Source organism: Pantoea sp. AG702 (genome assembly GCF_003182295.1).
GTDB classification, from domain to species: Bacteria; Pseudomonadota; Gammaproteobacteria; order Enterobacterales; family Enterobacteriaceae; genus Pantoea; species Pantoea ananatis.
The window spans coordinates 35,669-49,629 of sequence record NZ_QGTU01000003.1 but is presented as its reverse complement, the minus strand read 5'-3'; the positions used below and the strand labels follow the sequence as shown (position 1 = coordinate 49,629).

General features: G+C 53.8%; 10 protein-coding genes and 3 tRNA genes. 5 read left to right on the top strand and 8 right to left on the bottom strand.

The window, feature by feature from the left end; translation table 11 throughout:
* Positions 1–27: 27 nt before the first annotated feature.
* Genes amiB through nnr form a run of 3 tightly spaced genes read right to left on the bottom strand, consistent with a single transcriptional unit; the run spans position 28 to position 3,694 of the window.
* Positions 28–1,704: an N-acetylmuramoyl-L-alanine amidase AmiB gene (gene amiB / locus DFO57_RS09735; RefSeq protein WP_013027407.1), complete on the bottom strand. Its 1,677-nt coding sequence runs from the start codon at positions 1,702–1,704 to the stop codon at positions 28–30.
* On the bottom strand, positions 1,701–2,177 hold the full coding sequence (gene tsaE / locus DFO57_RS09730) for a tRNA (adenosine(37)-N6)-threonylcarbamoyltransferase complex ATPase subunit type 1 TsaE (protein WP_015699417.1): 477 nt from the start codon (positions 2,175–2,177) through the stop codon (positions 1,701–1,703). Before tsaE ends, amiB begins: the two co-directional genes overlap by 4 nt.
* Complete coding sequence (gene nnr, locus DFO57_RS09725) at positions 2,174–3,694, bottom strand: bifunctional ADP-dependent NAD(P)H-hydrate dehydratase/NAD(P)H-hydrate epimerase (RefSeq protein WP_110015307.1); 1,521 nt, start codon at positions 3,692–3,694, stop codon at positions 2,174–2,176. The genes tsaE and nnr overlap by 4 nt, the downstream gene beginning before the upstream one ends.
* Between nnr and queG the strand changes: the two genes are divergently transcribed.
* Entirely contained in the window at positions 3,693–4,832 is a 1,140-nt protein-coding gene (queG, locus tag DFO57_RS09720) for a tRNA epoxyqueuosine(34) reductase QueG (protein ID WP_022622406.1), read from the top strand. The genes nnr and queG overlap by 2 nt on opposite strands.
* Positions 4,833–5,171: 339 nt before the next feature.
* Here the strand turns inward: queG and DFO57_RS09715 are convergent.
* The 4 genes from DFO57_RS09715 to orn form a co-directional block, all read right to left on the bottom strand.
* Positions 5,172–5,247: transfer RNA gene (locus DFO57_RS09715), tRNA-Gly, on the bottom strand.
* A 26-nt stretch (positions 5,248–5,273) separates the two neighbouring features.
* Positions 5,274–5,349 (bottom strand) — tRNA-Gly (locus DFO57_RS09710).
* Positions 5,350–5,374: 25 nt separating this feature from the next.
* Positions 5,375–5,450, bottom strand: a tRNA-Gly gene (locus DFO57_RS09705).
* Positions 5,451–5,603: 153 nt separating this feature from the next.
* Positions 5,604–6,152, bottom strand: coding sequence for an oligoribonuclease (gene orn / locus DFO57_RS09700; RefSeq protein WP_014604895.1), 549 nt, complete (start codon positions 6,150–6,152; stop codon positions 5,604–5,606).
* Positions 6,153–6,251: 99 nt separating this feature from the next.
* On the opposite strand from orn, the gene rsgA reads away from it, so the two are divergent.
* The 3 genes from rsgA to mscM all read left to right on the top strand — a co-directional run bounded on the left by rsgA (position 6,252) and on the right by mscM (position 11,631).
* Positions 6,252–7,301: a small ribosomal subunit biogenesis GTPase RsgA gene (gene rsgA / locus DFO57_RS09695; protein WP_013027412.1), complete on the top strand. Its 1,050-nt coding sequence runs from the start codon at positions 6,252–6,254 to the stop codon at positions 7,299–7,301.
* 92 nt (positions 7,302–7,393) lie between these two features.
* A complete protein-coding gene (gene asd / locus DFO57_RS09690; RefSeq protein ID WP_110015306.1) occupies positions 7,394–8,290 on the top strand; it encodes an archaetidylserine decarboxylase in 897 nt (298 codons plus the stop codon).
* Positions 8,291–8,295: 5 nt separating this feature from the next.
* Positions 8,296–11,631, top strand: a complete 3,336-nt coding sequence (mscM, locus tag DFO57_RS09685) for a miniconductance mechanosensitive channel MscM (RefSeq protein ID WP_014594727.1) — start codon at positions 8,296–8,298, stop codon at positions 11,629–11,631.
* Between the two features lie 49 nt (positions 11,632–11,680).
* Here mscM and mdh read toward each other — a convergent pair whose 3' ends face one another.
* Positions 11,681–12,619 (bottom strand): malate dehydrogenase, encoded by a 939-nt coding sequence (gene mdh / locus DFO57_RS09680; RefSeq protein ID WP_014594728.1) that lies wholly within the window; start codon positions 12,617–12,619, stop codon positions 11,681–11,683.
* 552 nt (positions 12,620–13,171) lie between these two features.
* On the opposite strand from mdh, the gene argR reads away from it, so the two are divergent.
* Complete coding sequence (gene argR / locus DFO57_RS09675; protein WP_013027416.1) at positions 13,172–13,642, top strand: transcriptional regulator ArgR; 471 nt, start codon at positions 13,172–13,174, stop codon at positions 13,640–13,642.
* Positions 13,643–13,961: the final 319 nt, after the last annotated feature.

The window sequence follows — 13,961 nt, the reverse complement described above, 5'->3', positions numbered from 1 at the left end:
AACCCGGCACGGCGGCCGGGCTAACAATCAGGATGCAGGGATTTTCAGGTTCTGACCCAACATCACGTTGGTGGATTTCAGGTTATTCGCCTGGAGAATCGATTTAGGGCTGACGCCATAATGCGCGGCGATACTGCTCAGCGAGTCTCCCCGCACCACTTTATGCCGCACCGGGCGATGCGCCCCTGAGGAAGCCGGTGCGGTACGGCTGGCCACCGCACTGGCCGGAACTTTCAGCCGCTGCCCCACCCAGACAACATCGCGCTTCAGGGTGTTCATCTGCCGCAGTGTTGCCATGCTCACGCCATATTTTGCCGCGATTCCTGAGAGCGTTTCGCCGCGCGTTACAGTATGCCGCTGAATGGCGCCCGTATACTGCGTCTCTCCGGTCGCCGGATTACTGACTACGCTGACCGCTGGCGACGTAGCCAGCGGCCGGTTTTCCTCCTTTGGGACCGATTGTAGCGGGTGCGCCAGGAAATAAGCGCGCAGTCCTTTATATATCGACTGAGCAATCTTATCCTGGTGTGCGCTACTGCCGAGCAGTCGCTCCTCCGAGGCATTACTAATAAAACCGGTTTCCACCAACAGGGAAGGAATATCCGGCGAACGTAACACGCCAAGACTGGCATGCTCAGGTAAACGCTTGTGTAAAGACGTGACGCCACGCAGCTGCTGAATCACCTTCGTCGCGATGTCATACCCGACGCGCTGCGAGTGACCAAACTGCAAATCCAGCACGGCCTGACTCAGATAGGGATCGGCCTGACTGTTCGCCAGCAGATCGCCTGCTCCGCCTAACAGTTCTGACTGTTTCTCTTTCTGCTCCAGCCAGTTTGCCATCTCACTGTTCGCGCGGCGGTTAGACAATACCCAAACAGAGGCTCCGGTTGCCGCATGGCTGGGTGCCGCATCGGCGTGAATTGACACCAGCACGTTAGCATTCGCTTTGCGCGCAACGTCTGAACGGCCCATTACAGAGATAAAATAGTCGCCGTCACGCGTCAGAACCCCTTTGAACATGGGATCGTCGTTTAACAACACTTTCAGTTTACGCGCAATGGCGATGGTGACGTTTTTCTCTTTAAGTCCGTGCTGGCCTATCGCCCCGGGATCCTGGCCTCCGTGTCCGGCATCAATGGCTACAATAACCGTGTCGTTTCGGCTGGCAACCCCACCGGGACGGACCGTGCTGTTGGTGTTGGTGACCGTGGTCACCGGGTTAGCATTGAACGGATTACTGGCTGCGGTTTCCCGTGCTCGTGTCGGCGCAGGCTCGGCTGCAACCACGGGCGCGCTGCGCGTAACGGCCGGATGTTTACCCTGTATGGTAAAGACCACGCTGTACTGACTGCCGTTGCGTTGCGTAACGGCGCGGGTTTTTCCAGACTGCGTCAGCTCAAAGACCAGACGTATGCTTTGTTTATCTTTTGGGGTACTGGTACGAATGCGTTTAACGATGTTATCGCCGCTAAACGTCAGGGGTAAGCCTTTGATGACGCCGCTTTGACGAATATCCAGCACCACACGGTCGGGATTGTGTAGCGGAAAGTAGGCATAAACCGGTTGGCCGGAAAAACTCAGCGTAACCGTGGCCTGATTTCCGCCATTCGATACCTGAATATCAGACAGGTTAGCGGCAAACAGGGGGCCGGTAATGAGTAGCAATCCTGCCACAACGAGCATTTTCATCCATGTCATCATGCCCGGACCCTGCCTTGTTCGATCTGATCAACCCAGCGCTGCCCCTGGGCGGAGTGCGCAACCAGCTCGGCTTGCCGCGCTTCATCGACATAACGGAGCGTCAACGCCACGTCCGGCGGGGGCAAAATACCGGCGCCCTGTTGGGGCCACTCAACCAGACAAACCGCGTCGTTCGTGAAGTAGTCACGAATGCCCATAAACTCCAGCTCTTCCGGATCGGCAAGGCGGTAGAGATCGAAATGATAAACGGAACGCCCTTCAAGAACATAAGGCTCGACGAGGGTGTAGGTAGGGCTTTTCACATTGCCCGGATGACCGGATGCCTGCAAGAAACCGCGGCTGAAGGTGGTCTTTCCTGCGCCGAGGTCGCCATAAAGATAGATCACCGCCGCATTGCCACAGGCCTGCGCCAGTTGAGCACCCAGTTCGAGTGTTGCCGCCTCATTGGGCAAAGATATAACACAGCTCTTCATGCTTCTTGATTCATCTCTGGATTAACAAACTGCCACAGCAGATCAAATAAGTCTGATGCCAGCATGCCGCGCGTGCCCCGCTGCTCAGCCAACGTATCAGCGGCAGCACCGTGAGCAACACAACCTGCACAGGCAGCATCAAACAGCGCCAATTTTTGTCCCATTAACGAGGCAATAATACCGGTGAGCACATCACCCATACCGCCCGATGCCATCCCGGCATTACCCACATCGGCAAACGCCATTTGCCCGTTTTCACTGGCGATAATCGTGCCCGCACCTTTTAATACGGCAACGCCACCATAACGTTTCGCCAGCTCTCGTGCGGCTTGTAAGCGGTCACTCTCAATTTCGCTGGTCTTAACACCCAGTAAACGAGCAGCTTCACCCGGATGCGGCGTTATAATGCGATTCTGACGTTTCTCAGCGCTTATTGCCAGCAAGTTAAGCGCATCTGCATCCCAAAGCATGGGCTTTTCAGTACTTTTAACCTTTTCGAGCACCTTTTTGCCCCATTCCCGCTGTCCCAGCCCCGGACCGATGGCGATGACGTCCGCCCATTCCAGCGCATCAGCCAGTCCCGCGTCCGTGAGCACATCCACCATAATTTCCGGGCGCGCGGTGAGGATAGGGATAATATTGTCTTTGTGAGTAAGCACTCGCACCAAACCACTTCCCGTTCGTAGCGCGGCTTCTGCCGACATCCGCACGGCACCGGCGGTGCCGCTGTCACCGCCTATCACCAACAAACGCCCCTGATCGCCTTTGTGGGACGTTGCTTTACGCGGTTTCAGCCAGTGGGATAAGAAACGGGCATCATAGCGAGCCATAGGCGGCGACTGCGCTGACAGAAAGCTTTGCAGTCCCAGGTCGGCAAAGTAAAGCGACCCAATACAGTCCCGCGCCTTGCCGGTAAGCTGTCCGGGCTTCAGCGCAATAACGCTCAACGTATGCGTGGCATTGATAACCTCTCCCGGTGTGTTGCCTGTCGCTGCAGACAGACCAGAGGGGAGGTCAATCGCCATGACCGGCGCGTCATGTGCGTTTACCTGAGTTATCAGGGTGGAAACAGGTTCGGCGGGCGCCCGGCTGATGCCTGTTCCCAATAACGCATCGACGATAATATCGACCTTTTCAGGCCAGGCCACGTCGGGCGCATGGATCACCCCACCCGCTTCAAGCCAGCTGTTTCTGGCGGCCTCTGCTTCGTCGGGCAGCGGCTTATTGCTATGACAGGCCAGAAGCGTCACCTGTTTGCCTGCAGCCTGCGCCAGACGGGCAACCACATAACCATCGCCTCCGTTATTGCCATGACCGCACAGCACCAGCCAGTGCTCTGCATCCGGCCAGTGGACAGTTATATGCTCATAGGCGGCCTGTCCTGCCCTTAACATCAGCTCGTAGAGCGAGATACCCAGTGCATCGGCACCCTCACGCTCAAGTTGTGCCAGTGCCTGCGCAGGCCAGACAGAGTGTGGTAAACTGCTGCCGTTTCTCTTCGAATTCTGGTTAGTCATGTCATACCCTCTCGATCTTGATCAACTCGCTCAACACATTAAACAGTGGGGACGCGATCTCGGCTTTCAGCAGGTCGGTATTACCGACACCGATCTCAGCGCTGAAGAACCGCGTCTGCAGGCATGGCTGGACAAACAGTACCATGGCGAGATGGAATGGATGGCCCGCCATGGAATGATGCGTGCGCGTCCCCATGAGCTGTTACCCGGTACGCTGCGGGTGATCAGCGTGCGCATGAATTATCTTCCTGCCAAAGCCGCTTTCGCCAGTACGCTGAAAAACCCACAGTTAGGTTATGTCAGCCGCTATGCGCTGGGCCGTGATTATCACAAAGTATTGCGCAATCGCCTGAAAAAGCTCGGAGAAATGATTCAGGCCCACTGTGGCGAAAGCCAGTTTCGTCCGTTTGTCGATTCTGCCCCACTGCTTGAACGCCCTCTGGCAGAGAAAGCCGGATTGGGCTGGACCGGCAAACACTCATTGATCCTGAACCGCGAAGCGGGCTCATGGTTTTTCCTGGGGGAATTGCTGATCGATCTGCCTCTGCCGATAGATTCCCCACAGGAAGAGCAGTGTGGACGCTGCGTGGCCTGCATGACGATTTGCCCGACAGGCGCTATCGTGGCGCCCTACACGGTGGATGCCCGCCGCTGCATTTCCTACCTGACGATTGAGCTCGAAGGCGCCATCCCCGAAGCGCTGCGGCCCCTGATGGGGAACCGCATTTATGGCTGTGACGACTGCCAGCTCATCTGTCCCTGGAACCGCTATGGGCAACTGACTGACGAAGCGGATTTTTCACCCCGCGCAGCGCTGCATGCGCCAGCGTTAACCGCCCTGTTTCAGTGGGATGAAGCGAAATTCCTGCGTACTACCGAAGGCTCTCCCATCCGCCGAATTGGTTATCAGCGCTGGTCACGCAATATTGCGGTGGCGCTGGGGAATGCCCCGTGGAGTGCAGAGATCCTCCCCATACTCGAACAGCGGCTGGGGGAAAGTGATTTACTGGACGAACATATTCAGTGGGCCATTGCGCAGCAACAGGATAAGCGAAAGCACGTAGAGATTGACGTACAGCCAGCACAGCAAAAAAGGCTCGTCAGGGTAATAGAGAAGGGATTGCCGCGTGATGCCTGATTGCGCAACGATGCACAGGAAACAGATTTCCACATCCTGTGAATAAAAATAAAAACACCTTGTCATTCAATCGTAATAACACAAGTGACAGAATCAAATAACATAATGAAATATTATTATTTCATTAACTATCAATAGGTTAAATAAAATTTGTGTTATTTTGCAAATGCGTCTAGCGTTTGGCTTAATCCCTATATCTGTGGATAACTCTGTTTAAAAGAGTTTTACAGAACGGCAAAAAAGCATGAACAGTCATCTGTCCTGCTGTGGATAACTCTGACTGTAGTACTAAAGATCATCATCCAGCCTGGCAGGCTGCGACAAAGAAAGTGACAAAACTGGAGCGGGAAACGAGACTCGAACTCGCGACCCCGACCTTGGCAAGGTCGTGCTCTACCAACTGAGCTATTCCCGCATAGAAGGGCACTGCTAAACATATTTTGGAGCGGGAAACGAGACTCGAACTCGCGACCCCGACCTTGGCAAGGTCGTGCTCTACCAACTGAGCTATTCCCGCATAGAGGGTACTGCTAAACATAATCTGGAGCGGGAAACGAGACTCGAACTCGCGACCCCGACCTTGGCAAGGTCGTGCTCTACCAACTGAGCTATTCCCGCGCCTTGTACCGTCATAAATTCTTCACCGGTACGGGGTGCGCATTATACGAGAAATCGCTGCTGCTGCAAGATGCTTACAGCAAAAATTTGCGCTTTTGATGCGTTTGCTGCTTATTGCATCAACCTGGCGATTTCCTGCGCACCCTTTGCGGTTTAAAGCTGCAAAAAGTGTTGGCGGTAGTACGCCAGTTCGGCAACGGACTCACGAATATCGTCTAACGCCTGATGCGAGCCGCTCTTTTTGAAGCCTGGAAGAATGTCTGGCTTCCAACGACGAGCCAGTTCCTTGAGCGTGCTGACATCTAAATAGCGGTAGTGGAAATAGGCTTCCAGCTCTGGCATGTACTTGAACAGGAAACGGCGATCCTGCCCAATGCTGTTGCCGCAGATGGGCGAGGTATTTGCGGGCACCCACTGCTGTAGGAACTCGATAGTCGCTTTTTCCGCAGCGCGATCGTCAATCTTACTGGCCTTTACCCGTTCCACCAAACCGCTATTCGTATGTGTACGAACGTTCCATTCGTCCATTAAGGCGAGCTGTGCATCTGACTGATGAACCGCCATCACCGGCCCTTCAGCCAGGATATTGAGGTCGGCATCGGTCACGATAGTGGCGATCTCAATAATGCGATCGCGTTCCGGATCGAGTCCGGTCATTTCAAGGTCGATCCAAATTAGATTATTTTCGTTTCCAGTGGCCATGCTGTTACCTGTGGTTGCTGAGTCGTCATTCATCATGAATAAGGTGTATCATAGACGTTTTGCCCCTCAGGGCGAAATCCAGCTAAACGGTGAGGGTGAGTGAGTAAAAATAAACTGTCTAAAGGTCAACAACGTCGCGTAAGCGCTAACCACGATCGTCGTTTGAACCAGCGCAAAACGCGCCCGGAAGCGGACGATAATTTGTTTGGTCAGGACGCAGAGGGCGTGGTGGTCAGCCGATTTGGCATGCATGCCGATGTCGAGGACAGTGCTGGCCTTACCCACCGTTGCAATATACGTCGCACGATTCGTTCGCTGGTCACCGGCGATCGGGTGGTATGGCGTCCCGCGCTAAACGGCGGTAAAGGTATTGTTGAAGCGGTGCACGAACGCACCAGCGTGCTGACGCGCCCCGATTTCTACGATGGCGTTAAACCCATCGCCGCAAACATCGATCAAATTATTATCGTGTCCGCGATTCTGCCAGAGCTGTCACTGAATATTATCGACCGTTATCTGGTCGCCAGCGAAACACTGGATATTGAGCCCCTGCTGGTGCTGAACAAAATCGATCTGCTGGATGACAACGCACGTGCGTTTGTTGACGAGCAGATGGAGATTTACCGCAAGATTGGTTATCGGGTATTGATGGTTTCCAGCCATGTGAAAGAGGGTTTGAATGCACTGCAGGCAGCCTTAACTGACCGGATAAGTATCTTTGCCGGGCAGTCCGGCGTAGGTAAGTCCAGCCTGCTGAACGCCCTGCTTGGCTTCGATCAACAGCAGGACACCGCCATTCTGACCAATGATGTTTCCGATGTTTCCGGACTGGGCCAACATACCACGACCGCATCCCGGCTTTATCATTTCCCCGAGGGCGGGGATGTGATTGATTCTCCGGGTGTCCGTGAGTTTGGTTTGTGGCATCTTGAGCCGGAACAAATCACGCGTGGATTTGTCGAATTCCGTGCGTTCTTAGGCGATTGTAAGTTTCGTGACTGTAAGCATGACACCGATCCGGGCTGTGCGATTCGTGAAGCCGTTGAAAACGGCAAAATCGATCAATCACGCTTCTATAACTATCACCGTATTCTTGAAAGCATGGCGCAAATGAAAACCCGGAAAAACTTCGCCGAGAGTGAAGATTAAGGCCCGTAACGGCGTATTCGCCATCTGACTGGGGCGCTGTTACAATCCGCTCCCTTTTTGTCAATGTTATGAAAGATAGCCAGGAGGCTAGGGTGTTTGATCGTTTTAAACTCGGCTTGAATCACATTCTTCCAAAAAAATGGCTGACTGAACTTGCGGGTTGGGGAGCCAGCCGTCGCGGCGGCTGGCTGACGAAGCTGGTCATTGATATTTTTGTCTGGTTTTACAAAGTCGATATGGCTGAAGCACGGAAACCGGATACCGCCAGCTACCGCACCTTTAACGATTTCTTTGTTCGTCCGTTAAAGGACGATGCACGCCCAATCGCTCCCGATGCCAGCCTGATCGTTCTGCCTGCTGACGGCGCGATCAGCCAGCTTGGCCATATTGAAGGCGATCAGATTTTCCAGGCGAAAGGCCATTACTACACGATCGACGCCCTGCTCGCCGGTAATGAGCATATGGCGGCACAGTTTCGTGAGGGGGAATTTGCGACCACTTACCTGGCACCGCGTGATTATCACCGCGTCCACATGCCTTGTAACGGCATCCTGCGTGAGATGATCTATGTACCGGGCGATCTTTACTCCGTTAATCCGCTGACCGCACGTAACATCCCTAACCTCTTTGCCCGTAACGAGCGCGTAATTTGTTACTTTGAAACCGATATGGGCCCGATGGTGCAGATCCTGGTGGGCGCAACGATTGTCGGCAGCATTGAAACCGTTTGGGCAGGCACCGTCACACCGCCGCGCGAAGGCATTATTAAACGCTGGCATTACCCGGCCGCCGATCATGACGGTGCCGTGGTATTACTCAAAGGTCAGGAAATGGGCCGCTTTAAACTGGGTTCTACGGTAATCAACCTGTTCGCGCCTGGCCGAATCAAGCTGGCGGAAAGCCTTGAGGCGGAAAGTAAGGTTCGACTGGGCCAACCTTTAGCGCTCGCCCTTCCACTGACGACTACCGCGCCTGACGCTGTCGAGTAGAACCTATGTTCGTGCGTTCGATCTTTTGTCTGCTGCTGAGCCTCTGGCTCAGCTCTTCTACGCTAGCCGCCAGCCTGCCTGATGCCAGCCAGCTCAAACAGCAGCTGGAAGAGGTCAAAGCCACTAAAAATGCCCCCTCGCAAACTGAACAAATTCAGTCACTGGAAGCCGCACTGGCCTCGCTCTCTGAACGCGATGATGCCCTCGAACGCGCACAACAGTATCAACAGGTTATTGACGATTTTCCGCGCCTTGCCCGCGAGTTAAGGCAGCAAATCGCCACGCTTAACGACAACGCTAAAACCGTGCGCAGCACGATGACCAGCGCAGAGCTGGAACAAGAGATTCTGCAAATCAGCAGTCAGCTGATTGAAGAAGGACGCCAGGCCCAGCAGGAGCAGGACCGTGCCAGAGAGATCAGTGATTCCCTGTCGCAGTTGCCACAGCAGCAAACGGAAGCGCGCCGGGCACTGACCGAGAGCGAACGGCGCTTACAGAGTGCCGGCAGCGCTGCCACTCCAGTCGGTCAGGCCCAACTGGTGGCTCGCCAGGCAGAAAATGCCGCCAATAAAGCCAAAGTCGATGAGTATGAGCTGGCGCAGTTGTCGGCCAACAATCGCCAGGAGCTGGCTCGCATGCGTGCCGAGGTGCATCAGCGCAAAGTGACCCAGCTTGATAATTATCTGCAGGCTTTACGTAATCAACTGAATGAACAACGTCAGCGCGAGGCCGAAACGGCGCTGGCGCGTACGGAACAGCTGGCGGAAAACAGTGGTGATTTACCGCCCGAGATCAGTGAGCAGTTTCGGGTTAACCGCGATTTGTCCGGTGCGCTGAATCAGCAGGCACAGCGCATGGATCTGGTGGCATCGCAACAGCGCCTCGCCACCAATCAAATTATTCAGGTCCGTCAGGCGCTGGCAACGTTGCGGGAACAATCCCAGTGGCTGGGTGCCTCTAACCTGCTCGGCGATGCGCTTCGGGCACAGGTGGCGCGTTTACCCGATATGCCGAAATCTCAGCAAATCGATAATGAAATGGCACAGCTGCGCGTTCAGCGCCTGCATTATGAAGATCTTCTGGAACGACAGAATGCGCTTCGCAAAGCACATCAGGCGGACGGGCAGCCTTTTACCAGCGACCAAAAGCGCATTCTGGATGCACAGTTAAAAACGCAGCGAGAATTGCTGAACTCCCTGATATCCGGCTGCGATACGCTGATTCTGGAAATCACTAAACTCAAGGTCGCCAATACGCAGCTTCAGGATGCGTTAACCGAAGTCAAAGACGCCACGCACCGCTATCTGTTCTGGACAGCGGATGTCAGCCCCATTTCATTGAGCTATCCTCTGGACGTGGCTAAAGGCCTGTCGCACCTGCTTACGCTGGATACGCTTGGGCAGCTTGGCAAAGCTCTGGCAATGATGTTTACCAGCCGCAGCACCGTCCTGCCCATTTTGGGTGCCGTGTTGCTGGTCGGTTTTAGCCTGAGTACACGTCGTCACTTCAACGCTTTTTTGGAACGCTCAGCCAGTAAGGTTGGTAAGGTCACCCAGGATCGCTTCCGCCTGACCATCCGCACTGTTTTCTGGTCAATTCTGGTCGCGCTTCCGCTTCCTGTGCTTTGGGCAACCCTGGGATACGGGCTGCAAAACGCCTGGCCGTATCCGGTAGCCGTTGCTATCGGCGATGGCATTACGGCGACGCTGCCTCTGCTGTGGATATTCATGGTCAGCGCCCAGTTTGCCCGCGCCAACGGTTTGTTCATTGTGCATTTCCGCTGGCCGCAGGTACGCGTTGCGCGTGCCATGCGTTACTACTCGTTGAGTATTGGCCTGATCGTGCCGCTGATTATGCTGCTGATCACCTTTGATAACCTTGACGATCGTCTTTTCTCTGCCACCCTGGGCCGACTGTGTTTTATTTTGATCTGTGGCGCCCTGAGTCTTGTTACGGTAAGTCTAAAACGTGCAGGGATCCCTCTTTATCTTGATAAAGAGGGCAACGGCGAAAACATGATTAACCGCCTGCTGTGGAATATTATGATCGCCATTCCATTGCTGGCCGCGCTGGCCTCCATGATTGGTTACCTTGAAACAGCGCAGGCGCTGCTGGCACGTCTGGAAACCTCGGTGGCAATCTGGTTTTTCCTGCTGGTTATTTACCATATCATTCGCCGCTGGATGCTGATTCAACGACGCAGGCTGGGGTTCGATCGCGCACGCCAGCGCCGGGCCGATATGCTGGCCAATCGCGCGCGCAACGAAGAAGAAAAAGATCAGGCGCAAAATACTGACGTTATTGAAATAGAAGAGCCCGTGATTGATTTGGACGCCATCAGTGCTCAGTCACTGCGCCTGGTCAGGTCAATCCTGACGCTGATTGCGCTGGTGTCAGTCATTGTCCTGTGGTCGGAAATCCACTCTGCGTTTGGTTTCCTTGAGAATATTCGTTTATGGGATGTCAACACCTCCGTTCAGGGTGTGGAGAGTATTCAACCCATTACGCTGGGCGCCGTTCTGATCGCCATCCTGGTGTTCGTGATTACGACGCAGCTGGTGCGCAATATGCCGGCCCTGCTTGAGCTGGCCCTGCTGCAGCATCTTGATTTGTCGCCAGGCACCGGCTATGCCATTACCACGCTGACCAAGTATTTGCTGCTGCTAATTGGTGGCTTGCTCGGCTTCTCATTGATTGGAATTGAATGGTCCAAGCTGCAGTGGCTGGTGACCGGCCTGGGTGTTGGGTTGGGATTTGGCCTGCAGGAGATTTTTGCGAACTTTATCTCCGGCCTGATTATTTTGTTTGAAAAACCCATTCGTATTGGCGATACCGTTACTATTCGCGATCTGACCGGCAGCATTACGCGCATCAATACCCGCGCCACGACAATTACAGACTGGGATCGCAAAGAGATCATCGTGCCTAATAAGGCCTTTATTACAGAACAGTTTGTTAACTGGTCGCTGTCGGACTCCGTCACGCGCGTCGTGCTGACCATACCCGCTCCCGCACAGGTAAGCAGCGAGGAGGTCACCACGTTGCTGAAGCTGGCTGCAGAACGTTGTAGCTACGTTCTGGATACACCGCCGCCGGAAGTGTTTCTGGTTGACCTGCAGCAGGGAATACAGTTGTTTGAGCTACGCGTCCACGCCGCTGAAATGGGCCATCGCATGCCGCTTCGCCATGAACTGCATCAGCTTATCCTGCACGGCTTTGCAGAACATGGTATCGAAATGCCTTTCCCACCCTTCCAGATGCGGGTAGAAACCTTAAGCAGAAAAACGCCTGCCGGAAATGGTGCGTCGACGACGCGGACTTTTAAATCAGGCGGATTATAAAAAAAAACGCCCGGTCTGACCGGGCGTTTTCCTGTTCGGGCTGCGGGGATTATTGCTTCACAAAAGCTTCGCCCTGCGCGATATCTTTTTTCAGTGTTTCCAGCATGCCATCCAGCGCCTGCTGTTCGAACGGGCTAAGGGCACCAACAGGCTTACGCTCCGCCACGCCGTTTTTACCTAACAGCAGGGGCTGAGAGAAGAAGCGGGCATGCTCGCCATCGCCTTCCACGTAGGCACACTCCACAACGTTCGCTTCGCCGTTTAAGGCACGTACCAGCGATAAACCGAAACGGGCGGCGGCCTGCCCCATGGATAACGTTGCTGAACCCCCACCAGCCTTCGCTTCCACCACTTCTGTACCGGCGTTTTGAATACGTTTGGTGAGGTCAGCCACTTCCTGATCGCTAAAGCTGACGCCCGCAACCTGGGACAGTAATGGCAGAATAGTGACGCCTGAGTGTCCCCCCACCACGGGCACGTTCACCTCGCCAGGCTGTTTGCCTTTCAGCTCAGCGACAAAGGTATTGGCGCGAATAATGTCCAGCGTTGTCACGCCAAACAGTCGATTCTTGTCATAAACACCGTGTTTCTTCAGGACCTCGGCCGCAATCGCCACCGTCGTGTTAACCGGATTGGTGATCACCCCAATTAACGCTTTCGGCGCTGTCGTAGCAACCTGCTCAATCAAATTACGCACGATGCCGGCATTGACGTTAAACAAATCGGCCCGATCCATACCAGGCTTACGCGCTACCCCAGCAGAGATGAGCACGACATCCGCACCTTTTAAAGCCGGGGTGGCATCTTCCCCACTAAAACCCTTAACGTTAACTGCGGTAGGAATGTGGCTGAGATCGACCGCGACGCCAGGCGTGACGGGCGCGATGTCGTAGAGAGAAAGTTCTGAACCTGCGGGAAGCTGGGTTTTGAGTAGAAGTGCTAGCGCCTGGCCTATGCCACCAGCGGCACCGAGTACGGCAACTTTCATTCATAACTCCTTATTAAGGTGGGGCAGAGAAGAGCCGAAATTCCATCTGTGTCAGACCTTAATCAACTGCTCAGGTGATGACGGGTATCCGAGACTATTTTACGCGCTAATGCCCGCAGTCTCGGGATTTTAAAACTTACTTATCATCGCTATATCGTCCTCATCCTGCGTTGCAGACAACGAGCTAACCTGTTTGCCGTGTCAGGGCTACCTCAGGTAAGCGCCGACGACGGTGACGGGATTTCTCTCCAACTGTTGCGCGGGAGTTGGCCGGTATCACCTGAAATCGACAACCTTGACGTCGGCAGACAGAGAACGGCAGTGTAAATTTTTATTTTCTTACCTCATCAATAATATAACAGCTTTGCAACCTTTGCCTTTCCAGGCTGTGAGCTGGGTTTTGGTCTGAGTAAATTCTTTGCTATTATCGCCGCCCGCCATGGATACCGCCCCGTTCAATTAACAACCAATTGCATAAAAATTCATTTATATGCATAATAATGACTTTGCTGCGGTCTGTTCCGCGGTTTTTCTTACATTTACTGGTAAATTATGCGAAACCCATCGAAACAAGACGATCTGATCAAAGCCTTCAAGGCTTTATTAAAAGAAGAAAAATTCAGTTCTCAGGGCGAAATTGTTCAGGCGCTTCAGGAAGACGGCTTTGAGAACATCAACCAGTCCAAAGTTTCCCGGATGCTGACAAAGTTTGGCGCGGTGCGGACCCGCAATGCCAAAATGGAGATGGTGTACTGTTTGCCTGCCGAGCTGGGCGTGCCGACAACAACCAGTCCATTGAAGAATCTGGTTCTGGATATTGACTACAATGATGCGCTGGTCGTGATCCATACCAGCCCTGGCGCAGCGCAGCTGATCGCTCGCCTGCTGGATTCTCTGGGTAAATCTGAGGGGATTCTGGGGACGATTGCGGGTGATGACACCATTTTTATCACGCCGGCACGCGCCTTTACCGTCAAACAACTTCACGATGCTATCCTCGTCCTGTTTGAACAAGAGCTATAGTCGTTCCCGCTAACCGGCAGCACATCGCCGGTTTATTCTGCCCGTTATCCCCCTCTTCCTTCTGTCAGCTCTCTTTCAGCCGATACGTTACTTTTCAAGGCATTACTCTTTAGCCGCGTCGTTTTCAGCGCATAAAATATTGGTCATACCCTTTGCCACCTTTAACATTACGCGCTATTTTACACTGCTTTACATTCAAATACTGGCGTCATCACCCAGACCAAAACAGATAAGCAGCCAGATCAACCATGATTTTTCGCACTAAAAGTTAAAGTAACGTATCTTACTGTTTTTATGCGTAATTACCCATCTGTAGTGG